This window comes from Burkholderia multivorans ATCC BAA-247, from assembly GCF_000959525.1.
Taxonomy (GTDB): Bacteria; Pseudomonadota; Gammaproteobacteria; order Burkholderiales; family Burkholderiaceae; genus Burkholderia; species Burkholderia multivorans.
Window position 1 is genome coordinate 1,845,708 of record NZ_CP009832.1, and the last position, 25,262, is coordinate 1,870,969.

A 25,262-nucleotide genomic window follows, 5' to 3' on the forward strand; every position below is an offset into this window, starting at 1 on the left:
GCGATTTCCGATCATGACGCAAGCCACGACGCCTTCCGCCGACTCCGACGATCTCGTCTACACGGTCGTCATCAACGACGAAGAACAGTATTCGATCTGGCCGACGTTCCGGCCCGTGCCGGCCGGCTGGCGCGAGGTGGGCGTGCGCGGCGCGAAGGCCGACTGTCTCGCGCACATCGAAACCGTCTGGACCGACATGCGCCCCGCGAGCCTGCGCCGCGCGATGGACGGCGAGCGCGCGCCGAACGCATCGTGATCCGCGGCGCCGCGACGCGGCGCGCCATCTGAAGAGGACGTTTGCATGACCTTGCTTTCGTTGCCGACGCTCGACGATCTGCGTATCGAGCCGGGGCTGCCCACCGTCGTGTCGCCGCGCGGCGACGACGGCATGTCGATCGACGACGTCGCGCCGCTCGCGCGCGCCATCGCGGCCGACACGCTCGAACGCGCGGGCGGCGTGCTGTTCACGGGGTTTCGCGTACCGTCGATCGACGCGTTCCAGCGGTTTGCGGCGTCGTTCGGCGATCCGCTGATCGGCTATGAATATGCGTCGACGCCGCGCAGCCAGGTCGAGGGCGCCGTCTATACGTCGACCGAGTATCCGCCGCATCGCGCGATTCCGCTGCACAACGAGCAGTCGTATACGCGCGAATGGCCGATGCGGATCTGGTTTCATTGCGCGCTCGCCGCGCCGAAGGGCGGGGCTACGCCGATCGCGGACAGCCGCGCGGTCTACCGCGCGCTCGATCCGGCGCTCGTCGCGCGCTTCGAGCGGCGCGAGCTGTTGTACGTGCGCAATTTCGGGCAGGGCCTCGATCTGCCCTGGCAGCAGGCGTTCGGCACCGACGATCGCGCGGCGGTCGAGCGGATGTGTGCGGCGCGCGGGATCGAATGCGCATGGCGCACCGACGACGACGGCGAATGGCTGCTGCGCACGCGCGAGCGCTGTCAGGCCGTCGCGCAGCATCCGCGCACCGGCGATCGCGTGTGGTTCAACCAGGCGAACCTGTTTCATCTGTCCGCGCTCGACGACGACATGCAGGAAGCGCTCGTCGACGCGGTCGGCCTCGAGAACGTGCCGCGCAACGTGTACTACGGCGACGGTGCGCCGCTCGAAGCCGATGCGCTCGCCGAGATCCGCGGCGTGCTCGATCGACAGCGCATCGTGTTCCCGTGGCAGACGGGCGACGTGCTGATGCTCGACAACATGCTGACGGCGCATGCGCGCGATCCGTTCGAAGGGCCGCGCAAGGTCGTCGTCGCGATGGCGCAAAGCCATACGGTCCCGCGCGACCGAACGGAGGCTCGATGACGGGGCGTCCTGCCGCGCTTGCCGCGCGCGGCCTGACGGTCGGCTATCGCCACCATGTCGTGATCGACGGGCTCGACCTGTCGATCGCGGCCGGTCGCGTGACCGCGCTGTGCGGCCCGAACGGCTGCGGCAAGAGCACGCTGCTGCGCACGCTTGCCGGCCTGCAGCCGGCGCGCACGGGCCACGTCGAAGTCAACGGGCGGCCGCTCGCATCGTTTCGTCGCCGCGCGCTCGCGCGCGAGCTGACGATGCTCGCGCAGTTCAACCAGATTCCGTCGGGGCTCACGGTGCGCGAACTCGTCGCGTACGGACGCTATGCGTACGGCGGCTTCCTGCGCGGGCTCACGCGCGCGGACCACGCGGCGATCGACGAGGCGCTCGACACGAGCGGCCTCGCCGCCGACGCCGAGCGCGACGTCGGCGCACTGTCCGGCGGCGAGCGGCAGCGCGCGTGGATCGCGATGGCGCTCGCGCAGCAGGCGTCGATCGTGCTGCTCGACGAGCCGACGACCTATCTCGACATCCATCATCAGCTCGACATCCTCGACGCATTGCGCACGCTGAACCGCACGCGCGGCCTGACGATCGTCTGGGTGCTGCACGACCTGAACCAGGCGGCCGCGTACAGCGACGAGATCGTGCTGATGCGCGCAGGCCGCGTCGTCGCGCACGGCGCACCCGACGCGATGCTCGAGCCCGCACGGCTGCGCGCCGCGTTCGGCGTCGACATGCTGAAGCTCGCGCATCCGCAGACGGGCGCGCCGATGTGCGTGCCGGCGTACGGGCCGGCGACCGCCGCGCCCGAGGCCGCGCACGCGTCGGACCGGAATCTCGCATGACGACGACGGTCGCGATACGCAAGCGCACGCAGGCCGCGCACGCCGCAGCCGGTCGCCGAGCCGGCCGGATCGCGATCGGCGCGATCGTGCTGATCGCGCTCGTCGCGGCGATGCGCGTCGCGCCCGATCTGCTTGCCTGGTGGCGCGCCGCGCCCGGCAGCGACGCGGCCGCGCTCGCGCACGTGTTCCTGTTCGATCTCGGTTTGCCGCGTATCGCGGCTGCGCTCGTCGCCGGCGGCTGCCTCGGCATCGCGGGCGCGCTGTTCCAGTCGCTGACGCGCAATCCGCTCGCGTCGCCGGACCTGCTCGGCGTGACGGGCGGCGCCCAGCTCGGGCTGCTCGCGTCGATGCTCGTGCCCGCGCTCGCGGGCGTCGCGTCGGTGCCACTGCTGTTCGTCTGCGGACTCGCGGCGGCGGCCTGCGCGATCGCGGCGGCCGGCGGCTGGCGCGCGACGCCGCTGCGGCTCGTGCTCGCGGGCAGCGTCTGCATGCTGCTGTTCGCCGCGTTGTCGACGCTCGTGCTCGCGTTTTTCGAGCAGAACATCGCGGGCGCCGCGCTGTGGGCGAACGGCAGCCTGTATCAGCCCGGTGCGGCCGGGCTCGCGCTCGCCGCGCGCTGGCTCGTCGCACCGCTCGTCGCCTTGCCGTTCGTGATGCGGCCGCTCGATCCGCTCGCGCTCGGCGACGACGCGGCGGCCGCGGCCGGCGTGCGCGTCGATGCGACGCGGCTCGCCGCGACGGTCGTCGCAGTCGCGTTCACGAGCGTCGCGGTCAGCATCGCGGGACCGCTGTCGTATGTCGGCCTCGTCGCGCCGAACCTGATTCGCCAGATCCGCGGTGCGCGCGCGGCGCGGCTCGGTGCGCTCGTCCCGCTGTCCGCACTCGCCGGCGCAGCGCTCGTGCTCGTCACCGACAGCGCGGTGCTCGCGTCGGGACTCGATGCGACGCTGTCGACCGGCGTCGCGATCGCGCTGGTCGGCACGCCGCTGATGCTGACGATGATCCGGCGCGGTGCGGCGTGGTCGGGCGTGCTGCACGGGCAGCCCGAGCGCGCGGCCGGCGGCCGGTCGACGCGCATCGTCGGCTGGCTCGAACGGCTCGGCTGGCCGCTGCGCTCCGCGCTGTTCGCCGCGGTCGCGCTCGTCGTCGTATACGTCGGCGTGTCGTCCGGGCCGGAATGGCTCGCGCCGGCGCGCTGGTTCGCCGCGTCGACCGGGCACGATCCGCTCGCGCGCATGCTGCTCGATCTGCGCATGCCGCGGCTGCTGTGCGCGCTGCTCGCCGGCGCGCTGCTTGCGGTGAGCGGCGTCGCGATGCAGAGCGTCGTGCGCAATCCGCTCGCGGGGCCGGAAGTGCTCGGCGTTACCCAGGGCGCGGGGCTCGTCACGCTGTTCGCGCTGTCCGCGTGGCCGTTGATCGGCCACGTCGGGCTCGCGGCCGCCGCGCTGAGCGGCGGCGGACTGTCGCTCGCGATCACGCTCGCGCTCAATCATCGCCATCGCTATGCGCCGCTCGCGGTCGCGCTGACCGGCATCGTGACGGGCGCGCTATGGACCACGCTCGCGCAATGGCTGATCACGCAGGAAAGCGTGCAGCCCGCGCGCTTCGTCGTCTGGCTCGTGGGCGGCACGTACGGCCGCAGCTGGGGCGAGGTGTCGATGCTCGTGCCGTGGTGCGTGCTCGCGGTGCCTGTCTTCGCGTGGCTCGCGAAGCCGCTCGACATGCTTGCGCTCGGCGACGACCAAGCCGCCGCGCTCGGCCTGCCGGTCGCGATGCTGCGGCCGCTCGCGCTGACGATCGCGACGCTCGCCGCGTGCGCGGCCGTCGCGGCGGTCGGGCCGATCGGCTTCATCGGACTGATGGCGCCGCACGTCGCGACGATGCTCGGCGCGCGCCGTCATCGCACGCGGCTGTGGCTCGCGGCCGCCTGCGGTGCGCTGATTCTCGCCGCCGCCGATCTCGCGGCGCGCACGCTGGTCGCGCCGCGCGAAGTGCCGGCCGGCGTGCTGACCGCGCTGATCGGCGCGCCGTACCTGCTCGGGCTGCTGATTCTCGAGGCGCGCCGCACGCGGCGCGCGGCGCGATGACCGGGCTGCGCGACGGTGCACGCGCGACGCGTTTCTCGACCTTCGCGCCCGAGCCGTTCGCGGCGCATCTCGACGTCGTGTGGCTCGGCATGCCGGACGACGCGCAGCGCGGCGGCCGCCGGATCGTACCGGTCACCGCGCTGGCCGAACACCGCGACGCGATCGTCGATGCGATGGTCCGTCATTACGGCGGCGATCCGGCACGCCATACGCGTGCGCTCGTGTCGCAGTGGAGCAAATACTATTTCGGCCGCGCGGTGCCGGCCGGCGTCGTTGCCGCGCTGACGCTCGGCCGGCCGCTCGACATGACGCCCGAGCGCACGTTCGTCGCGCTCGACGACGGGATGCCCGGCGCGCTGTATTTCGCCGCGGACGCGCTCGGCGCGCCGTGCGACGAGCCGGCGCGCCGCCATGCGGGGCTCGTCGCGCATCTGCGTGCCACGATCGCGCTGCTCGCCGGCATCGGCGGCGTCACGCAGCGCGTGCTCTGGAGCAACGCGGGCAATCTGCTCGACTTCCTGTTCGATCGTTACCGGACGCTGCCGTGCGCGATCGACCGTGCACGCGATGCCGAGTGGCTGTTCGGTGCGACGTGCGTCGACGGCGAACCGAATCCGCTGCGGCTGCCAGTGCGCGACGTGGTGCCGCGCTCGCCGTTGCTGCCGACGCCGTTTCGCGCGCGCCGCGTGTGCTGCCTGCGCTATGAAATTCCTGGAGAAACGCAACTGTGTGGAAGCTGTCCTCTGCTGCTGACGATGGACGACGCGGCGCTGGCCGAGCAGGACGCGATCCGATGACGGATGCGGGACGCCGACGTGCGCTCGCGCAACTCGCCGCCAGCGCGTGCTGCGGCGCGTTCGCTGCGTTCGGTGGATTCGGCGTATTCGGTGCGCCTGCGAGGGCGGCCGATGCGCCGCCCGCATCGCGCCGCGCGCTGTCGCTCGCCGGCAATCCGGTCGTGTCGCAGGCGAGCGCGACGATGCCCGTACGGCCGCAGCGCGTGGTCGCGCTCGACTTCATGTTCGCGGAAAGCGTCGTCGCGCTCGATCTGATCCCGGTCGGGATGGCCGACACGGCGTTCTATCCGGGCTGGCTCGGCTACGAGAGCGCGCGTATCGCGCACGTGACCGACATCGGGTCGCGGCAGGAGCCCGGCCTCGAGGCGATCGCGGCCGTCAGGCCCGACCTGATCATCGGCGTCGGCTTCCGGCATGCACCGATCTTCGACGCGCTCGACCGCATCGCGCCGACGATCCTGTTCCAGTTCAGCCCGAACGTGTCGGAAGGCGGCGTGCCGGTCACGCAGCTCGACTGGATGCGGCAGATCTTCAGGACGATCGGCACGGTGACCGGTCGCGACGCGCGTGCGCGCGCGGTCGAAGCGCAACTCGACGCGGGGCTCGCGCGCAATGCGGCGCGTCTGTCGGCGGCCGGCCGCGCGGGCGAGCGCATCGCGCTGCTGCAGGAGCTCGGACTGCCGGACCGTTACTGGGCGTACACCGGCAACAGCACCGCGGCCGGGCTCGCGCGTGCGCTCGGTCTCGTCCCGTGGCCGAAAAAGCCGACACGCGAAGGGACGATCTACGTGACCTCGGCCGATCTGCTCACGCAGCGCGATCTGGCGATCTTGTTCGTGACCGCGACGGCGCTCGACGTGCCGCTGTCCGCGAAGCTCGACTCGCCGGTGTGGCGTTTCGTGCCGGCATGGCGCGAGCATCGGATCGCGATGATCGAGCGCAATATCTGGGGCTTCGGCGGGCCGATGTCGGCGCTGAAACTCGCCGACGTGATGACCGATACGATGCTGGCGCTGCCGGCCGTGCGCTGAGCGCATTTCGCCGCGCCGTTCTTTTTCATCGGTCGTTCGCAGAGGCGCCGGCCGTCGCGATCGCGATGGGCCGGCGCTTTGCGTTTACGTGCTCAGCGCATCGACGCCGTCGTGCGCGCGCGTGCGCACCGGCGACGTATCGCTGACGATCCGTCCGTTCTCGAGCTTCAGCAGGCGGTCGGCGAGCCCGAAATAGCGATCGTCGTGCGTGATGACGATTACGGCCTTGCCGCGCGCACGCAGCTCGGGCAGCAGCTGCTCGTAGAACACGGCCTTGAAGGTCGGATCCTGATCGGCCGCCCATTCGTCGAACAGATAGAACGGCCGATCCTCCAGATAGGCGACGACGAGCGCGAGCCGCTTGCGCTGGCCGGTCGACAGCGCGCGCGTCGAAAACGCGCCGTCGACGACCTTCACCTTGTGGTCGAGCGCGAGCTTCGCGATCAGCGCGTTCGCGCGCGCATCGGCCTGTGCGCGGTCGGGATCGTCCGGATCGACGATGCCGATCAGCGCATCGAACAGATGGAAATCGTTGAACACCGCGCTGAAGCGCTGCCGGTACGCCGCGCGCTCGCGCCAGCCGATCGCGCGGCCGTCGACTTCGATCGTGCCTTCTTCGGGTTCGTACAGGCCCGTCAGCACTTTCGCGAGCGTCGTCTTGCCGCTGCCGTTGCCGCCGACGATGAACACGAGCTCGCCGGGGCGGATCGTCAGGTCGACCGGTCCGATCCGGAACATCCGCTCGTCGCGTTCGTGGAAGTAAGCATGCGTGACGCCGCGCAGCGCGATGGCGCCGGCCGGCGGCACGTCGGGCGCCTCGCTCGCCGGCGGCACCGTGCGCAGTGCGCCGAATTCCGCCATGACGCCTTCGATGCGTGCGAGCGACACGCGCGCGGCATTGACGGTCGGCAGATTGTTCAGCAGCCCGTCGAGCGGCACGAGCATGAACAGGAACACGACGACGTAGCCGGCCGCGGCAGCCGGGTCGGCGTGCACGCCGAGCGCCGGCCAGAACGACGCGACGCCGAGAAACGCATAGAACAGGAAGATGATCCAGCCGACGCCGACCGCATACGCGCTGAACGCGCGGCGCCGATGATCGCGCACTTCGCCGATCGCGGCGCCGAGCTGGCCGTCGACGAACTGGCGCGCGCGCGCGTCGTGCAGCTTAAGTTCCTTCGCGCCGGAGAACAGCGCGCCGAGATAGCCGAACAGACGGTCCTGCGCACGACCGGCCGCTTCGAGCGACGCGATCGCGCGGCGGTCGCCGGTGTGATAGCCGAGCGAGCCGGCGACGATGGCCGCGAGCGCGAGCAGACAGACGGGCCACGACAGCCACGCGAGATAGCCGAGGCAGCCGAACACGATCGAGCCGTGCATCACGAGGTTCGGCAGCGCGAAAAACAGCATCGATACGTTCGTCGCGTCGTCGGTCAGCACCGACTGCACGGGCGCCGCGCCGATCCGTTCGATGTCGCGCAGCTCGGCCGCGCCGACGCGGCGCGCGAGATGCACGCGCAGCCGCGCCATCGTGTCCTGCGACAGCCGCGCGAACAGCGTGCCCGACACGATCCGCGTGACGAGCGCGATCACCGCGCACAGCGCGAAACGCCACGCGAGCGCGGCGTCGGCCGCGTCGGGCTGCGCGAGCGCACGGTTCAGTGTCGCGACGAGCAGCACGCTCGCGATGCCGTTCAGCACGCAGGCGACGAGCGCGAGCGCGAACGACGCGCGGCTTTCGCGCAGCAGCGCGAGGATCAGGCGCGTCGCGGGGCGGGCGGGCGCGGCATCGGGAGACGGCGGGGAAGTGGGCTCGTGGGCGGCGGTCATCGGCAACGTCGGTCAAGGGAAACAGGGGAAACGGATAGCGGACAGCGGACGCAATCGCGTCGAAACGGGCGTAATCGCATCGGCCGCGCCGGGCGGGGTCCGCGCTGTCCTTCCTGATAGACGAACGAGCGCGGCAAATCTTTAGCAATGCTGCGGCCCTGGCGTGTGCGAAACGGGTGTCGATACGAAAAGGTAAAAAATCGCGCGCGTCGTTCGTCACACCAGTGAAGCCGCCCGAAGCGGCCCCGAGACTTGGCCGAAGCGGCCGGACCGAAGGACTTCACGCCATGACGAGTTTCCCGACTGCGTTGCACCACCGAATCCGCGAACTGGCGCAGCACGCGCCCGATGCGCCCGCGCTCGCGGCGCCTTTCCAGAACGATCTGCGCCTGTCGCGCGGCGCGCTCGATGCGTGCGCATCGCGGCTCGCGCAGCAGCTGCGTGCAGCCGGCGTCGGCGCGGAAGTGCGCGTCGGCGTCTGCGTCGAGCGCTCGTGCGCGCTGTTCGTCGCGCTGCTCGCGGTGCTGAAGGCGGGCGGCGTATTCGTGCCGCTCGATCCGCGCCATCCGGCCGCCCGGCTCGACTGGATCGTCGGCGACGCGCAGCTGCGCTACGGGATCGTCGATGCGGCCGGGCGCGCGGCGCTGCGCACGCCGTTCGAGCACGCGTTCGACGTCGCCGACGCGATGGCCGCCGCCGCACATGCCGGCGCGGCCGGCGTATCGGACGGCCCGTGCGTGGCCGTGCATGCGCGCTCGGCCGCATACATGATCTATACGTCCGGTTCGACCGGCACGCCGAAGGCGGTCGTCGTCGAACACGGGCCGCTCGCCGCGCACTGCGACGCGCTCGCGGCCGCGCTGCCGATCCGCGCGGACGATCGGCTGCTGCATTTCGCGTCGGTCAATTTCGACGCCGCGCACGAATGCTGGCTCGCGCCGCTCGCGCTCGGCGCCAGCGTGACGATCGCGCCGCCGCAGCCGTTCGCGCCGGACGCCGCGCATGCGCTGATGGTGCGCGACGCGATCAGCGTAGCCGCGTTTCCGCCCGCCTATCTGCGCGAATTCGCGAACGTCGCCGCGCGCGACGGCGTGCCGCCCGCGCTGCGCGTGCTCGCGTTCGGCGGCGAAGCGCTGCCGCAGCAGGCATTCGAATTCGTGCGCCGCACGTTTCCTGCGGTGCGGCTCGTGAACGGCTACGGGCCGACCGAGGCCGTGATTTCGCCGATGCTGTGGCCGGTCGAGCCGGGCGAGACGCCGGTGCTGAATGCGGACGATGCGTATGCGGCGCTGCCGATCGGGCGCCCGATCGGCCCGCGCGTCGCGCGCATCGACCGCAGCGACGCCGCGGCTGACGCCGGCGAGTTGCTGCTCGGCGGCCTGTGCGTCGCGCGCGGCTACCACGGGCGGCCTGCGCTGACCGCCGAGCGCTTCGTGCCGGACGCGGACGGCGCGCCCGGCGCGCGTGTATATCGCACCGGCGATCTCGTGCGTTTTCGCGACGACGGCGCATTCGACTACATCGGCCGCGTCGACGATCAGGTCCAGGTGCGTGGCGTACGCGTCGAACCGGCGGAAATCGCCGCCTGCCTGCGCGCGCATCCGGCGGTGGCCGATGCCGCGGTCATCGCCGAAACCGGCGCGGGCCCGACGCGGCTGATCGCATGCATCGCGCTGCGCGCGGCAATCGACGATGCGGCGCTCGGCGCGCACGTCGCCGCGCAGCTGCCGGCCGCGTGGCAGCCGCACCGTTTCGTGCGCTGCGACGCACTGCCGTACACGCTCAACGGCAAACTCGACCGTGCGGCGCTGCGCGAGCGCATCGCCGCTGCGCGTACCGCGCAGCAGGGCGGCGACGCGCCGCGCACGCCGACCGAGCAGCAGCTCGCGGCGCTGTGGCAAACGCTGCTCGCGCTCGATGCCGCGCCGTCGCGCGACGATTGTTTCGTGTCGCTCGGCGCCGATTCGCTTGGCGTGATGCAGTTGCAGGCCGCGATTCGCGCGTCGATGCGCGTGAATCTGCGGCTCGATACGCTGTTTGCCGATCCGTCGCTCGCGGAGCTCGCCGCCACGATCGACGGTGCGGAGCGCGAGACGGGCGCGCCGCTCGCCGCGATTGCCGCGCGCCGCACGACGCCGAGTGCCGGTGCGGCGCACGTCGACCGCGCGGCGTCGCTCGCGCAGCAACGCTTCTGGGTGCTCGCGCAGACGCGCGACGCAAGCGCCGCGTACCACATCGCCGCGCACTGGACGATCGACGGCGCGCTCGACCGTGCCGCGCTGCAGCGCGCGCTCGACCATCTGATCGAGCGGCACGAGGCGTGGCGCACGACGCTCGTTGACAACGACGACGGCATCGTGATGCAGCGCATTCATGCGCGACTGCCGGTAACGATCGTCGACGTCGATCTGCGCGGCTTGCCGCCGGCGGCGCGCGACGCGGAGGCCGCGCGGCTCGCGGAGCGCGACGCCGGCACGCCGTTCGATCTCGCGCGCGGGCCGCTCGTGCGCGCGACGCTCGTCGCGCTCGCCGACGATCGCCATCGGCTGCTGCTGACCGCGCATCACGCGGTCAGCGACGGCTGGAGTTCGCGCTGCGCGTTCGACGAGCTGTCGGCCGCCTATCGCGCGTATGCAGCAGGCCGGGCGCCGTCGCTGCCCGCGCTGCCGATCCAGTACGCCGACTACGCGGAGTGGCAGCGCGAGATGCTCGCGAACGGCGAGGCCGAGCGCCAGCTCGACTACTGGCGCGGCGCATTGCGCGACGCGCCGGGCCCGATCGCGCTGCCGCTCGACCGTCAGCCGCCGGCCACGCGCACGCTGCGCGGCGCGCGCGTCAGCGTGCGCGTGCCCGATGCGGTCGCGGCCGACGTGCGCCAACTCGCGCGCGACGCGCACGCGAGCGTGTTCGTCGTGCTGGTCGCGGCGTTCGACGCATGGCTCGCGCGGCTCACCGGCGAAACCGACGTCGTCGTCGCGGTGCCGGTCGCGCATCGGCAGCGTGAGGAAACGCGCGCGCTGCTCGGGCTGTTCCTGAACACCGTCGCCCTGCGTGTACGCGTCGCGCCGGCCCAGCCGTTCCGCGCGCTCGTCGATGCCGCGCGCAGCGCCGCGCTCGAAGCGGTCGCGCATCAGGACGTGCCGTTCGAGCGTGTCGTCGATGCGGTGAAGCCGCCGGTCAGGCGCGGCGACGAATGGCTGCGCGTGAAGTTCGCCCAGCAGTTCGACGCGCGGCACGACAGCGTGCTGCCGGGCGCAACGGCGGTCGCGACGCCGGGGCCGGACCTCGCGGCGCGCTTCGATTTCGCGGTCGACTTCACCGACGACGCGAGCGGCATCGAACTCGTCGCCGCCTATGCGACCGACTGCATCGATGCGGATACCGCGCGCGCGTGGCTCGACAGCTATGCGGCGCTGCTCGCGTCGGCCGTGCGCGATCCGCAATGCGCGACGGCCGCGCTGCCGTGCGACGGTGCGCCCGCGTCGCGGCAGCCGCGCGACGGCCGTGCGTTGCGTGTCGAGCATGCGGACGTCGTGGCCGCGTTCGCGCGCCAGGCGGCCGCGTATCCGCATCGGATCGCCGTGGCGGACGCCGCGTCGTCGCTGAGCTTTGCCGAACTCGACGATACGTCGAACCGCGTCGCCCGCGCGCTGCAGCAGCGCGGCGTGTCCGCCGAAGCGCCCGTCATCGTCTGTATCGAGCGCTCGGTGCGCTTCGTCGTCGGGCTGCTTGGTGCGCTGAAGGCCGGCGCACTCGCCGTGCTGCTCGATCCGGCCCAACCGGCCGCGCGCCTCGCCGCGGCGGCGGCGGACTGCGGTGCGCGCTGCGCGCTCGTCGCAAACACATCTGCATGGCCGCTCGACACGTGCGCACAGCCGCTCGACGTCGACGCGCTCGCGCACGACGCGACGCTCGCGACGGCAGCCGGTGTGCGCGTCGCGCCGCATCCGGAGCAGGGCGCGTATCTGATCTACACGTCGGGGTCGACCGGTACGCCGAAGGGCGTCGTCGTATCGCATCGCGCACTTGCCGACTACGTGCAGGGGCTGCTCGACGAGCTCGCGTTCGCGCCCGAGGCGTCGTTCGCGATGGTCTCGACGGTCGCGGCCGATCTCGGTCATACGACGCTGTTCGGCGCGCTCTGCAGCGGCCGGACGCTGCATCTGCTGCCCGCATCGTGCGCGTTCGATCCCGACGCGTTCGCGGACGAAATGCGCCACCGCGAGGTCGGCGTGCTGAAGATCGTGCCGAGCCATCTGCAGGCGCTGCTCGACGCACGCGTACCGGCCGACGTGCTGCCGCGCCATGCGCTCGTCACGGGCGGCGAGACGCTTACGTGGGCGCTGGTCGCGCGCGTCGCGGCGCTCGCGCCGGCATGCCGCGTGATCAACCATTACGGACCGACCGAAGCGACGGTCGGCGCGCTCGCGTGCGACGCCGCGTCGATCGCCGCCGACGCGCGCGATCCGGCGGCCGGCGTACCGCTCGGCGTGCCGCTGCCGAACGCACGCGCGCTCGTGCTCGACGCGTTCGGCGCCTGCGTGCCGCCCGGTGCGACGGGCGAACTCCATCTCGGCGGCCCGGGCGTCGCGCGCGGCTATCTGAACCGGCCCGCGCAGACGGCCGAGCGCTTCGTGCCCGATCCGTTCACGCCCGGTGCGCGGCTCTACCGCACCGGCGATCGCGTGCGGCTCGGCACCGACGGCCGCATCGCGTTTCTCGGCCGGATCGACGACCAGGTGAAGATTCGCGGCTACCGCGTCGAGCCCGGCGAAGTCAGCGCGGCCGTGCGCGCGGCCGGCCCGATCGCGCAGGCCGAAACGCTCGCGATCGAACACGACGGCCGGCTGCGCCTCGCGACCTTCGTCGTCACGCGCGACGGTGCCGCATTCGACGAAGCGGCGCTGCGCACGGCGCTCGCCGCGATGCTTCCCGACTACATGGTGCCTGCGCAGTGCGTCGCGCTTGCGCGTCTGCCGGTCACCGCGAACGGCAAGATCGACCGCGCGGCGCTGCGCGAGCTGGCGGCGCGACCGGTCGAGCATGCATCGGGCGATGCGCCGCAAGGGCTCGCCGAAACGGTGCTCGCCGAGGTGTGGCAGGCCGTGCTGAAAGCGCCGCGCGTCGGCCGCCACGACAACTTCTTCGAGCTCGGCGGCGATTCGATCCTCGTGCTGCAGGTGATTGCGCGCGCGCGCAAGCGCGGCGTGCGCTTCACGCCGAAACAGCTGTTCGACGGCCCGACGCTCGCCGAGCTCGCGCGCGTTGCGAAGGTCGACGCCGCCGCGACGCCGCAGCCGGCCGCCGAGCCTGCGTCGTCCGCCGGCGCCGATATCCAGACGCTCACGCCCGCGCAGCAGCGCTTTTTCGCGCTCGACCTGCCGAATCGCGGCCACTGGAACCAGTCGGTCGCGTTCGACGTACGCGGGCCGTTCGATGCCGACGCATTCGCGCGCGCGTTCGATGCGGTGCTCACGCATCACGCGGCGTTTCGCCAGCGTTTCGCGCGCGGCACGGACGGCACGTGGCATGCGACCGACGCGGCGAAGCCGTACGATGCGCTGCCGTTCGTCGAGGTCGTCGCGCACGACGAAGCCGACGCGCTCGCGCGCTTCGATGCGCTGCAGCGCCGCCTCGATCTCGCGCGCGGCCCGCTCGCCTGCGCCTGTGCGGCGCGGTTGCCGGACGGGTCGACGCGGTTGTATCTGGCGATTCATCATCTGATCGTCGACGGCGTGTCGTGGCGCATCGTGTTCGACGATCTCGATGCCGCCTACCGTGCCGCCTGCGAGCGTATGCCGCCGCGGCTGTCGGCGCCCGGCCTGCGCGCCGGTGCCTGGGCCGCGCGCCTCGCGCGTGCCGCGACCGGTCCGGCGTCGCCGTTCGCGGCTGAAACCGCTTACTGGGCCGCCGCCGCAGAAGGCGACGAACTCGAGCCCGACCGGCCCGACGCGCGTGCGACGAATGCCGACGCGGCCGTCGTCGTACAGACGATCGACGCGACGCTGACGCGCGCCGCACTCACCGACGCGCACGCGGCTTACCGCACGCAGACGATCGAGCTGCTGTGCGCGGCGCTTGCGATCGCGCTGGCCGGCTCGCGCGGCGCATCGTCGTGTCGCGTCGAACTCGAAGGACACGGGCGCGAGGCGCTGTTCGACGATGCGGACGCGAGCCGCACGGTCGGCTGGCTGACGAGCCACTATCCGGTCGCGCTTCCTGTCGCGGCGAGCGCGCGCGACACGCTCTGCGCGGTGAAGGACACGCTGCGCGCGGTGCCGCACAAGGGGCTCGGCTTCGGCGTGCTCGCGCACTACGGCGATCCGCGCACGCGCGAGGCGTTGGCGGCCGTGCCGCGGCCGCGCGTCACGTTCAACTATCTCGGCCAGTTCGACGCAGCGCGCGATGCGACGCTGGTGCCGCGCGTCGGCGGCGCCGGCATCGAGCGCGATCCGCAGGGCCCGCTCGGCAATCTGCTCGCGATCCACGCGTACCTCGACGCGCAGCCGGACGGTGCGCGCACGCTGAAGCTGCATTGGGTCTATGGCGCACCGCAGTTCGAGCGCGCGACGATCGACGCGCTGGCCGAGCGCTTTGCGGCCGCGCTGCGCGAGCTCGTCGACGCATGCGCAGCACGCCTCGCGCGGCGCGGCGGCGGTGCGACGCCGGGCGATTTTCCGCTTGCGCGCGCAGCCGGCCTCACGCAGGCCGCGATCGAGCGCACGCCGCTCGACTGGCGCACGATCGACGACGTCTATCCGCTTTCGCCGATGCAGCAGGGCATCCTGTTTCATGCGCTGTTCGCGCCCGGCCACGCGAGCTACGTGAACCAGCTCGTCGCGACGGCGACCGCGCTCGAGCCGGCGCGCCTCGTGCGCGCGTTCGCGGCGTCGATCGCGCGGCACGACATCCTGCGCACGAGCGTGATGCCGGACGAAGCGGCGCCGCTGCAATGCGTCCATCGTCATGCGCAGATGCCGGTCGAACAGCTCGACTGGCGCGCGCGTGGCGCGACGCTCGACGAGGATTTCGAAGCGTGGCTCGCGGCCGATCGCGCACGCGGCTTCGACTGGCGCGAGCCGCCGCTGATGCGCCTCACGCTGATTCGCGTGACGGACGACGCGTGGCGCATCGTATGGACGCGCCATCACGTGCTGCTCGACGGCTGGAGCACGGCGCGTCTGCTGGCGGACGTGCTGCGCGACTATCGCGATCCCGATGCGGTGTCGCCGTTCGCGCCGCGTCCGGCGCTGCGCTATCGCGACTTCATCGCATGGCTTGGCACGCGCGATCGCGACGCCGACGAACGCTTCTGGACCGAACGGCTCGCGCGGCTCGATGCGCCGACGCTGATCGCCGAACGCACGGCCGACCGTGCGGACGGGCACGTCGTCACGTGGCGCGCGACGATCGACGCGCCGGCATTCGCGCGCGTCGCGCAGACGGCACGTGCACTGAAGCTGACGGTCAACACGCTGGTGCAGGGCGCATGGGCACTCGCGCTGCAGCGCATGACGCATCAGCCGGCCGTCGCGTTCGGCGCGACGGTGGCCGGACGTCCGGACGCATTGCCGGACGTCGACGCCGTACTCGGTCTCTTCATCAACACGGTGCCCGTCATCACGACGCCGGCGCCGCAGCGGCGCGCGTCGGACTGGCTGCAGGCGCTGCAACGCGACAACGCGGCGGCCGCCGAGCATGCGCACACGCCGCTCGCCGACATTCAGCGCTGGGCGCGCGGCGCGGGCGGTGCATTGTTCGACACGCTCGTCGTCTTCGAAAACTACCCGGTCGACGAGCGCGCCGGCGATGCCGATCCGCGTGCGCTTGCGCTTGCGCTGACCGACGTGCGCAGCATCGAGGCGACCGATTTCGCGCTGACGCTCGTGATCGAAACCGGTAGTGCGCTGACGATCGACTACGGCTACGACACCGCGCGTCTCGACGCATCGCAGGTCGAGACCTGGCATCGCGCCTTCGCGTGCGCGCTCGACGCGCTCGCACGCATGCCGGACGCGCCGCTCGGCATGCTGTCGATTGCGGACGAGGCCGTGCGCGACGCGCTGACGCGCATGCACGACACCGCGCGCATCTGGCCCGACGCGCAACGACAGCCGCTGCACCGGCAGTTCGCCGACGCCGCGCGCGCGATGCCCGATGCGGTCGCGCTCGAACTGGCGGACGCGCATGGCACGATCCGGCAGATCGGCTATCGCGAACTCGATCGCCGCACGTCGCGCGTCGCGGCCGCGCTGCGCCGGCGCGGCGTGCGGCCCGATACGCCGGTCGCGCTGTGCCTCGAGCGTTCGTTCGACATGGTAATCGCGCTCGTCGGCGTGCTGAAGGCGGGCGCCGCCTATCTGCCGATCGACCCCGACTATCCGGCCGAGCGCATCGCGTATCTGCTGCACGATGCGCGGCCGGCCGTCGCGATCACGCAGCCGCATCTGCGCGCGCAGGTCGATGCCGCGCTCGGCGAGCGCGCCTCGACGCAGTGGCTGACGCTCGCCGATCTGCTGGACGACGACGTGGCCGCCGACGAACGGCCGGCCGACGTCGACGATGCGCAGCTCGCGTATCTGATCTATACGTCGGGCTCGACCGGCCGGCCGAAAGGCGCGGGCAACACGCATGGCGCGCTCGCGAACCGGATCGCGTGGATGCAGCACGCCTATGGGCTCACGCGCGACGACGTCGTGCTGCACAAGACGCCGTTCGGCTTCGACGTGTCGGTATGGGAGTTCGTGTGGCCGCTCGCGGCGGGCGCGAAGCTCGCGATCGCGGCGCCCGGCGAGCATCGCGATCCGGCGCGGCTCTGTGCCGCGATCGCGGCGCATCGCGTGACGGTGCTGCATTTCGTGCCGTCGATGCTCGCCGCGTTCGCCGCGTATCTCGACGATTTTTCGGCTGCCGCGCAGTGCGCGAGCGTGCGGCTGATCGTGGCGAGCGGCGAGGCACTCGCACCGGAGCTCGTCGCGCGCATGGCGCGGCTGCTGCCGAACGCGACGCTCGTGAACCTGTACGGGCCGACCGAAGCCGCGATCGACGTCTCGCATTGGACCTGCGGCGCGCACGACGCGCGCGCGGCCGCCGTCCCGATCGGGCATCCGATTGCGAACCTGCGGCTGCACGTGCTCGACGCCGCATGGCAGCCGGTGCCGCCCGGCGCGACCGGCGAGCTGTATCTGTCCGGCGCGGGGCTCGCGCGCGGCTATCTCGGCCGGCCGGCGCTGACCGCCGAGCGTTTCGTGCCCGATCCGTTCGCGCCGGGCGAGCGCATGTACCGCACCGGCGACCTCGCACGGCGCCGCGCGGACGGCGCGCTCGACTACCTGGGCCGGGTCGACACGCAGGTGAAGCTGCGCGGCCAGCGGATCGAGCCGGGCGAGATCGAGGCGCTGCTGCGCGCGGCGCCCGGCGTGCACGACGCGGTCGTGATCGTGCGCGACGAGCAGCTGATCGGCTACGTCGCACGCGGCGATGGTGCCGCGCTCGATCGCGCGGCGCTGCTCGACACGCTGCGCGCGCAGTTGCCCGCCTACATGGTGCCCGCACAGCTGATCGAACTCGACGCGCTGCCGGTCACGCCGAACGGCAAGTGCGACCGCCACGCGTTGCCGGCGCCCGTGCGTGCGCCGGCCGTCGCGGCCGCGCTCGCGACCGATACCGAGCGCGCGCTCGCCGAGATCTGGCAGCGCGTGCTGCACGTGGACGCGATCGGTCGCGACGACGACTTCTTCCTGCTCGGCGGCCACTCGCTGCTCGCGACGCACGCGCATGCGCAGGCCAATCTGCACTGGGGCATCGCGCTGCCGCTGCGCACGCTGTTCGACGCGCGCACGCTCGCGCGCTGCGCCGCGGCGATCGACGACGCCTGCGCAGCGCGCGGCGCGACCGACGCGGCGAGCACGATCGACGCGCTGCTCGGCGAACTCGAAACCCAATAAGGACGACGGATGACGAAGGTTCAACCCGACTGGCTCGCGCTCGCGACGCGGTTCGCGCAATTGCCCGACGCGCAGCGCGCGGTGTTCATCGACAAGCTCGGCGCGGCCGGCATCGACTTTCGCGTGCTGCCGATTCCGCCGCGCACGCCGCGCAGCGACCGCGTGCCGGCGTCGTTCGCGCAGACGCGGTTGTGGCTGCACGCACGGCTGATCGATGCGCCGCAGGCGTATCACATCACCGAACGGCTCGCACTCACAGGGCCGCTCGATCGGCACGCGCTGCGTGCGGCATGCGATGCGCTGATCGCACGTCACGAGGCGCTGCGCACGACCTTCGACGAAACGGCGGACGGCGTCGCGCAGACGATCCATCCGCCATTGCGCTGCCCGTGGCGCGAAACCGATCTCGAGGCGCTGCCGCCCGCGCAGCGCGACGCCCGTGCGCACGACGTCGCGGCGGCCGACGAAGCCGAACCGTTCGATCTCGGCGCGGCACCGCTCGTACGCGCGCATCTGCTGCGGTTCGACGCGACGCGGCACTGGCTCGCGCTGACCGTGCATCACATCGTGTCCGACGGCTGGTCCTCGAGCGTGATGCTCGACGAACTCGCGGCGTTCTATCGCGCCTATGCGGACGACCGGCCGGTGTCGCTCGCGCCGCTGCCGATCCAGTATGCCGACTACGCGCTGTGGCAGCGCCGCTGGCTCGATGCCGGCGAGCGCGATCGTCAGCTCGCGTTCTGGCGCGAACGGCTCGACGCGCAGCGCGGCGTGCTGGCGCTGCCCGGCGCGCGCGCGCGGCCGGCGCGGCGCAGCGCGCTCGGCGCGCGGCATGCGTTCTCGCTCGACGCGCAGATCGGCGCGCAGCTGCGTGCGTTCGCGGCCGCGTCGGGGGCGACGCCGTTCGCGGTGCTGCTCGCCGCACTCGACACGCTGCTCGCGCGCGCGACCGGCGATGCGCGGATTTGCGTCGGCGTGCCGGCCGCGAATCGCGAACGGGCGGAGACGGCGGGGCTGATCGGCTTCTTCGTCAACACGCTGGCGATCGACGTCGACGTGCCGGCCCATCGCGATTTCGCGTCGCTGGTCGCGCGCACGCAACGCGCGCTCGTCGACGCGCAAATGCATCAGGACGTCCCGTTCGAGCAGGTCGTCGACGCGCTCGGCGTGCCGCGCAGCGCGAGCCATCATCCGCTGTTCCAAGTGATGGCCGCGTACGGCGAGCGCCGCGCGCTGCCGGCCTTCGGCGCCGCGTCGGCCGCGCTGCTGCCGTCCGGCACGCCGTCGGCGAAATTCGACCTGACGCTCGCGATCGAAGCGACGCCCGACGGCTCGTTCGACGCGGCATTCGTCTATGCGCTCGACCTGTTCGAGGCCGATGCGATCGCGCGGCTCGCCGCCCGTTTCGTCACGCTGCTGCGCGATGCGCTCGCGCGACCCGACACGCCGGTCGGCGATCTGGACTGGCTGCCGGCCGACGAGCGCGCGCAGCTTGCCGCGTGGAATGCGCCGGCCGGTGCGGCCGAGGCCGAACCGTTCGTGCCCGTGCACGCGCGCATCGCCGCCCATGCACGGGCGCGGCCGCACGCGCGCGGCGTCGCCGACATCGAGCGCGCGCTGACGCGCGGCGAAGTCGACGCACGCGCCGCACGGCTCGCGCGCCACCTCGTCGCGGCCGGCGTGCGGCCTGAAATGCGTGTCGGCGTCGCGCTGCAGCGCTCGGTCGATCTGCTCGTCGCGCTGATCGCGGTGCTGAAGTCGGGCGCCGCGTTCGTGCCGCTCGATCCGGCGCATCCGCGCGAACGGCTGGCGCAGATCGTCGACGATGCACGCATCGCGCACGTGCTGACCGACGCCGCGAGCGTCGCGTCGCTGCCCGAGGCGCCTGCGTTGCGCGTGTGGCGCGCGGATCGCATCGACGCGCTCGACGAAGCGGCCGACGTCGCGCTGCCCGACGTGCTGCCCGGCCACGCGGCGTACGCAATCTACACGTCGGGGTCGACCGGCAAGCCGAAGGGCGTGATCGTCGATCACGCGTCGTTCGCGCGCCATTGCGCGGCGATCGCCGAGCGCTACGGCGCCGGCGAGGACGACGTGTTCCTGCTGTTCCAGTCGGTCAACTTCGACGGCGCGCATGAAGGCTGGTTTTCGCAGTACATGTCGGGCGCGGCGGTGTCGGTGACGGCCGACGTGCTGTGGCCGCCCGCGCAGACCTGCGCGATGATGAACCGCGACGGCGTGACGATGACCTACGTGCCGCCCGGCTGCGCGGCGCAGCTCGCCGAATGGGCGCTCGCACACGGCGCGCCGCCGACACTGCGTTCGCTGACGGTGGGCGGCGAGGCGACCTCGCGCGAAGCATTCGCGATGCTGCGCCGCGCGCTGCCGAACGTGCGCGTCGTGAACGGCTACGGGCCGACCGAGACGGTGATCACGCCGACGCTCTGGATGTTCCGTCCCGGCGACGATCTCGCGAAGCTCGGCGACGCCGCCTATCTGCCGATCGGCACGCTGGTCGGCGCGCGCACCGCGCACGTGCTCGACGCGCGGTTGCATCCGCTGCCGGTCGGCGTGATCGGCGAGCTGTATCTCGGCGGCGAGGGAATCGGCGTCGCGCGCGGGTATCTCGACCGGCCCGCGCTGACCGCCGAACGCTTCGTGCCCGATCCGTACGGCGCGCCGGGCGCGCGGCTGTATCGCACGGGGGACCTCGTGCGGCGCCGTGCGGACGGCGTGTTCGACTTCATCGGCCGCGTCGACCATCAGGTGAAGCTGCGCGGGCTGCGGATCGAACTCGGCGAGATCGAAGCGCAGCTGGCCGCACACGACGCGGTCCGCGAAGCGTGCGCGGTCGTGCATGGGCAGGGCGCGCAGGCGCAGCTCGTCGCTTACGTCGAACTGACGGCCGAGGCGCGCGCGGGCGCGCAACCGGTCGACGCGGCGACGCTCGACGCGCATCTGCGCCGCACGCTGCCCGACTACATGGTGCCCGCGCAGCTGATCGTGCTCGACGCACTGCCGCGTAACGCGAACAGCAAGGTCGACCGCGCGCGGCTGCCGGCGCCGGTGCGCATCGAGCGCGCGTACGAAGCGCCGCACGACGGCGACGAAGCCGCGCTTGCGGCGATCTGGCGCGACGTGTTGAACGTCGAACGCGTCGGTCGCGGCGATCACTTCTTCGAACTCGGCGGGCATTCGCTCGCGGCCGTGCGCGTTGCCACGCGCGTGGCCGAACGGCTCGGCCGCGACGTGCCGGTGCGCGCGCTGTTCGAGGCGCCGCTGCTCGCGCAATACGCACGGCAGGTCGCCGCCGCGCCGCGCGCCGCACACGCGGCTGCCGCGGCCCCGCGCGTCGCGGTGGCGCAAGCCGATGCGCACGGCGTATGGCCGCTGTCGCCCGCCCAGCTCGCGCTGTGGTTCCTCTGGCGCGCGCAGCCGGATAGCGCCGCGTACAACATTCCGGTCGCGCTGCGCGTGCGCGGCCCGCTCGACGTCGACGCGCTGCGCGCGGCGTTGTCCGACGCGGCAGCCGTTCATCCGGCGCTGCGTGTGCGCATCGTGCCGCGCGCGCACGGGCTGCCGGGGCAGCGGATCGTCGACGCGGCGCCGCTCGCGCTGCCGGTCGTCGATCTGTCCGGGCACGACGACGCACGCGCACGCGCGGCCGCGCTGACCGACGACGATGCGCTCGCGCCGTTCGATCTCGCGGCCGATGCGCCGCTCTGGCGCGTGCGCCTGTTGCGGCTCGGTGCCGACGATCACGTGTTGTCGATCGCGATTCATCACATCGTGTCCGACGGCGAATCGATCGAGCTGTGGCTCGACGCGGTGCGCACGCGCTACGTCGCGCACGTGCGCGGCAACGCTGTGCCGACCGGCAGGGCGGCGCCGTTCGTGTTGCCGGCCCCGGCTGCAGCGGGGCGCGTCGACGAGTGGCGCAGCGCGCTCGCCGGCCTGCCGGTGCGCATCCTGCCGCAGCGTGCGGACGCGCCGGCGGTCCCGCAATGGCGCGCCGCGCGCCTCGCATTCGAATTCGATGGCGCGCTGATCCGCGCGGCGCGCGAGGCGGCATCGGCCGCGCACGCGACGCTGCCGATGCTGCTGCACGCGGCGCTGAACGCCGCGCTGTTCCGCGTGACGGGCGCGGGCGACCAGCCGGTGGGCGTGCTCGCGTCGACGCGCGAGCTGACCGGCGACGCGGCACGCGACGCGCTCGGCCTGTTCATCAATGCGGTGGTCGTGCGGACGCGGCTCGACGCGACCGCGCGTCGCGCGGACGTGCTCGCGCAGGTGCGCGACACGGCGCTGGCCGCCTATGCGCGTGCGGACGTGCCGTTTGCCGACGTGGTCGCCGCGCTGCGCGCACCGCGCGCGGCCGATGCGAATCCGCTGTTCCAGGTGATGTTCAACTATCTGCGCCCGACCGGTGCGGTCGCACGCGACTGGGCCGGGTTATCGGTCGCCGGGTTCGACGACGTGCGGCATCGCGTCGTGTTCACGCTCGAACTGGACGTCGTCGAGCATCCGGACGGGCGCGTCGGCGCGGCGTTCTCGTATGCGGACGAACTGCTCGACGGCCGCTTCGTCGAGGCGCTCGTCGCGCGCTATCACGACGAAGTCGCGCGCTTCGCGCATGCGGCCGACACGGTACTCGGCGCGCCGGACGCGCACGTCGCTGCGGCACCCGCGCGCGGCGCGACCGACGACGAAGCCGATGCACCGGCGCGCGCGTCGCGCACGGCCGCCGCGCTCGCCGCGCTGTGGTCCGACACGTTCGCAACCGCCGCGCCTGCGCCCGACGCGGACCTGTTCGAGGCGGGCGCGACGTCGTTCGACGTCGTGCGCTTCGTCGACGCCGCGTGCCGCGCGGGCCACGCGCTGACGATCGACGACGTATTCGCCGTGCCGACGCTCGCGGCGCTCGCCGCGCGGCTCGACGCACGCGCGCACACCGACGCATATCGGGAGGCTCGCCATGCTGGCTGAAGTGCGCCCGGACGGATACACGGTGCCCGATAACTGCCGGCTGACGTTCGCGAACGAACTCTGCGCGGCACGCGACGGTGCCGAGATTCGCGTCTCGCACGGCGACGGCATCGGCGCGCAGCTGCTGCGCGCCCAGTTGACGGACGACGGCGCGCTGCGCCTCGTCGCATACAACCATCGCGCGGCGCCGGCCGAGCAGCGGCGGGCGGTGCTCGCCGCGCTCGCGGCGGCGTTCGCGGTCGACGTCGCGCGCACGTCGGTCCGTCTCGACGCGGCCGCATGGCCCGCGGTCGCGCTCGATGCGCTGCGCGCGAGCGGCGTGCTCGGCGACGGCGGCCAATGCATGCGCGAAGGGTGGGCGCAGCAGGCCGATCTCTGGCTCGTCGAGGCACGGCCGCCGTGCGCGACGCTGCCGACGCTGACCGACGGGCGGCGCCATCCGCGCCGTCCGCCCGCGCCGCGCAGCGAGGTCTATGCGCGCGACATGCCGGCGCTCGGCGTCCGTTTCACGCTGCGCGGTTGGCAGCCGGCCGACGATCCCGCGCGCATCGCGCGCTGGTTCGACACGCCGCGCGTGCGCGACGGCTGGCCCGGCGCGCAGCCCGGCACGGCGGCCGACTTCGAGCCGCACGTGACGCCGCTCGTCGGCTGCTTCGACGGCGAGCCGTTCGCGTATTTCGAAGCGGTATGGCTGAAGGAGGATGCGCTCGCGCCGCACGTTGCCGCGCGCGACTACGACCGCGCGCTGCGGATGCTGGTCGGCGAGTCGCGCTGGCGCGGCGCGCCTTGCATCGCCGCGTGGCTGCCGAGCGTCGTCCATTACCTGTTTCTCGACGATCCGCGTACCGAAGCGATCGGCTGCGCCGTACCGGCCGGCCACGCGCGGATCGCCGACCTGCTCGCGCGGCACGGCTTCGCGCGGCGGCGCCGTCTCGCGCTCGCCGACGGACAGCCGCTGTGGATGTGCACGCGGCGCGACACGTTCTTCTCCGGCCGTCACGTCTGACGGGCCGGTTCATCGACAAGGGAGCTGAGACATGCAGAGAGAAACCGTATTCGACCTGATCGGCGTCGGCTTCGGGCCGTCGAATCTGGCGCTGGCCGTGCGCCTCGCCGAGCGCGGCGGCCCGCGCGCGCTTGCGCATTGCTTCGTCGAGCGGCAGCCCGCGTTCGGCTGGCATCGCGGGATGCTGCTCGACGACTGCCGGATGCAGATCTCGTTTCTGAAGGATCTCGTCACGATGCGCGATCCGAAGAGCCGCTACACGTTCATCAACTATCTGTTCGAACGCGGCCGGCTGAACGAATTCATCAACCTGAAGAACTTTTATCCGACGCGTGTCGAATTCCACGACTACCTGAGCTGGGTCGCCGACGCCTTCGACGATCGCGTGCACTACGGCGAAACGGTCACCTCGATCGAGCCCGTGCACGGCAGCGGTGCGCGCGTCGATGCGCTGCGCATCGTGTCGCGCGACGCAGACGGACAGACGCATCGGCGCGTGACGCGCGCGCTGTCGGTCGGCATCGGCGGCGCGCCGGCGATTCCCGACGCGTTCGCGGCACTCGGCAACGAGCGCGTGATCCATTCGTCGTCGTATCTGGCCGACATCGCGCGGCTCGTCGCCGCACCGGACGGCGAACGTCGCCGCGTCGCGGTGATCGGCGCCGGGCAGAGCGCGGCCGAAGTGTTCGTCGATCTCGCGCGGCGCTTCCCGCACGTCGACGCGAGCCTCGTGATGCGCGCCGGCGCGCTGAAGCCGGCCGACGACAGTCCGTTCGTCAACGAGATCTTCAGCCCGGCATTCACCGACGTCGTCTACGCGCAGCCGCACGACGCGCGACGCGCGCTGCTCGAGCGCTATCGCGACACGAACTACGCGGTCGTCGATCGGCCGCTGATCGAACAGATCTACGAAATGCTGTACCTGCAGCGCATCGACGGCACGCCGCGCCACGCGCTCCTCGCGAACCGCGCGATCGAAGCCGCGTCGCGCACGGCGGACGGCCGCATCGAGCTCGCGACGCGCGACCGGATGAGCGGCGCGACGCAGGTCGAACGTTTCGATGCGCTCGTGCTCGCGACCGGCTACCGCCGCGACACGCATGCCGCGCTGCTCGCGGGCCTGGCGCCGGAGCTCGGCGACGCGCTGGCGCGCGGCGACGTCGGGCGCGATTACCGGCTCGCGACGCCCGCGCACTTCGCACCGCGCATCTATCTGCAAGGCTGCTGCGAAGACAGCCACGGGCTGTCCGACACGCTGCTGTCGGTGCTGGCACGACGCGCGGACGAAATCTGCGCGTCGCTCGAAAGCGGCATGCCGGGCGCGCACGACGATGCCGCGGCCCGCGCACGACAAGAAAACGGGGTGAGCGCGGGCCGCATGGCTTTCGCTCTTTGAGAGGCGCGGTCGGGAGACCGCATGACAAGTG

At 72.4% G+C, this 25,262-nt stretch carries 11 protein-coding genes; 10 read left to right on the forward strand and 1 reads right to left on the reverse strand.

Annotation, left to right across the window (positions count from 1 at the left end; genetic code table 11):
- Positions 1–13 precede the first annotated feature (13 nt).
- Genes NP80_RS20975 through NP80_RS21000 form a run of 6 tightly spaced genes read left to right on the forward strand, consistent with a single transcriptional unit; the run spans position 14 to position 6,066 of the window.
- Complete coding sequence (locus NP80_RS20975; protein WP_006404845.1) at positions 14–256, forward strand: MbtH family protein; 243 nt, start codon at positions 14–16, stop codon at positions 254–256.
- A 45-nt stretch (positions 257–301) separates the two neighbouring features.
- Positions 302–1,312 carry a TauD/TfdA family dioxygenase gene (locus tag NP80_RS20980; protein ID WP_006400108.1) on the forward strand — a complete coding sequence of 337 codons (1,011 nt, stop codon included), beginning with the start codon at positions 302–304 and terminating at the stop codon, positions 1,310–1,312.
- On the forward strand, positions 1,309–2,151 hold the full coding sequence (locus NP80_RS20985; protein WP_006410697.1) for an ABC transporter ATP-binding protein: 843 nt from the start codon (positions 1,309–1,311) through the stop codon (positions 2,149–2,151). The genes NP80_RS20980 and NP80_RS20985 overlap by 4 nt, the downstream gene beginning before the upstream one ends.
- Positions 2,148–4,238 carry a Fe(3+)-hydroxamate ABC transporter permease FhuB gene (fhuB, locus tag NP80_RS20990; protein ID WP_006410706.1) on the forward strand — a complete coding sequence of 697 codons (2,091 nt, stop codon included), beginning with the start codon at positions 2,148–2,150 and terminating at the stop codon, positions 4,236–4,238. The genes NP80_RS20985 and fhuB overlap by 4 nt, the downstream gene beginning before the upstream one ends.
- Positions 4,235–5,035 (forward strand): siderophore-iron reductase FhuF, encoded by an 801-nt coding sequence (gene fhuF / locus NP80_RS20995; RefSeq protein ID WP_006410699.1) that lies wholly within the window; start codon positions 4,235–4,237, stop codon positions 5,033–5,035. The genes fhuB and fhuF overlap by 4 nt, the downstream gene beginning before the upstream one ends.
- Complete coding sequence (locus NP80_RS21000) at positions 5,032–6,066, forward strand: ABC transporter substrate-binding protein (RefSeq protein WP_006410707.1); 1,035 nt, start codon at positions 5,032–5,034, stop codon at positions 6,064–6,066. The genes fhuF and NP80_RS21000 overlap by 4 nt, the downstream gene beginning before the upstream one ends.
- An 84-nt stretch (positions 6,067–6,150) precedes the next feature.
- Here NP80_RS21000 and NP80_RS21005 read toward each other — a convergent pair whose 3' ends face one another.
- On the reverse strand, positions 6,151–7,896 hold the full coding sequence (locus tag NP80_RS21005; protein WP_006404839.1) for a cyclic peptide export ABC transporter: 1,746 nt from the start codon (positions 7,894–7,896) through the stop codon (positions 6,151–6,153).
- Between the two features lie 287 nt (positions 7,897–8,183).
- Between NP80_RS21005 and NP80_RS21010 the strand changes: the two genes are divergently transcribed.
- From NP80_RS21010 to NP80_RS21025, 4 genes are read left to right on the forward strand one after another with little or no spacing between them, the layout of a single operon-like run.
- Positions 8,184–17,843: a non-ribosomal peptide synthetase gene (locus tag NP80_RS21010; protein ID WP_045594125.1), complete on the forward strand. Its 9,660-nt coding sequence runs from the start codon at positions 8,184–8,186 to the stop codon at positions 17,841–17,843.
- A gap of 9 nt (positions 17,844–17,852) precedes the next feature.
- Positions 17,853–22,829 carry a non-ribosomal peptide synthetase gene (locus NP80_RS21015; protein WP_006404837.1) on the forward strand — a complete coding sequence of 1,659 codons (4,977 nt, stop codon included), beginning with the start codon at positions 17,853–17,855 and terminating at the stop codon, positions 22,827–22,829.
- A complete protein-coding gene (locus tag NP80_RS21020) occupies positions 22,819–23,835 on the forward strand; it encodes a GNAT family N-acetyltransferase (protein WP_006404836.1) in 1,017 nt (338 codons plus the stop codon). The genes NP80_RS21015 and NP80_RS21020 overlap by 11 nt, the downstream gene beginning before the upstream one ends.
- Before the next feature lie 31 nt (positions 23,836–23,866).
- Positions 23,867–25,231: a lysine N(6)-hydroxylase/L-ornithine N(5)-oxygenase family protein gene (locus NP80_RS21025; RefSeq protein ID WP_006409335.1), complete on the forward strand. Its 1,365-nt coding sequence runs from the start codon at positions 23,867–23,869 to the stop codon at positions 25,229–25,231.
- Positions 25,232–25,262: the final 31 nt, after the last annotated feature.

What these genes read in the sequence shown, in the direction of transcription:
- NP80_RS20975 (WP_006404845.1), top strand. Translation starts at nt 14, where the DNA reads ATGACGCAAGCCACGACGCCTTCCGCCGACTCCGACGATCTCGTCTAC.
- NP80_RS20980 (WP_006400108.1), top strand. Translation starts at nt 302, where the DNA reads ATGACCTTGCTTTCGTTGCCGACGCTCGACGATCTGCGTATCGAGCCG.
- NP80_RS20985 (WP_006410697.1), top strand. Translation starts at nt 1,309, where the DNA reads ATGACGGGGCGTCCTGCCGCGCTTGCCGCGCGCGGCCTGACGGTCGGC.
- fhuB (WP_006410706.1), top strand. Translation starts at nt 2,148, where the DNA reads ATGACGACGACGGTCGCGATACGCAAGCGCACGCAGGCCGCGCACGCC.
- fhuF (WP_006410699.1), top strand. Translation starts at nt 4,235, where the DNA reads ATGACCGGGCTGCGCGACGGTGCACGCGCGACGCGTTTCTCGACCTTC.
- NP80_RS21000 (WP_006410707.1), top strand. Translation starts at nt 5,032, where the DNA reads ATGACGGATGCGGGACGCCGACGTGCGCTCGCGCAACTCGCCGCCAGC.
- NP80_RS21005 (WP_006404839.1), bottom strand. Translation starts at nt 7,896, where the DNA reads ATGACCGCCGCCCACGAGCCCACTTCCCCGCCGTCTCCCGATGCCGCG.
- NP80_RS21010 (WP_045594125.1), top strand. Translation starts at nt 8,184, where the DNA reads ATGACGAGTTTCCCGACTGCGTTGCACCACCGAATCCGCGAACTGGCG.
- NP80_RS21015 (WP_006404837.1), top strand. Translation starts at nt 17,853, where the DNA reads ATGACGAAGGTTCAACCCGACTGGCTCGCGCTCGCGACGCGGTTCGCG.
- NP80_RS21020 (WP_006404836.1), top strand. Translation starts at nt 22,819, where the DNA reads ATGCTGGCTGAAGTGCGCCCGGACGGATACACGGTGCCCGATAACTGC.
- NP80_RS21025 (WP_006409335.1), top strand. Translation starts at nt 23,867, where the DNA reads ATGCAGAGAGAAACCGTATTCGACCTGATCGGCGTCGGCTTCGGGCCG.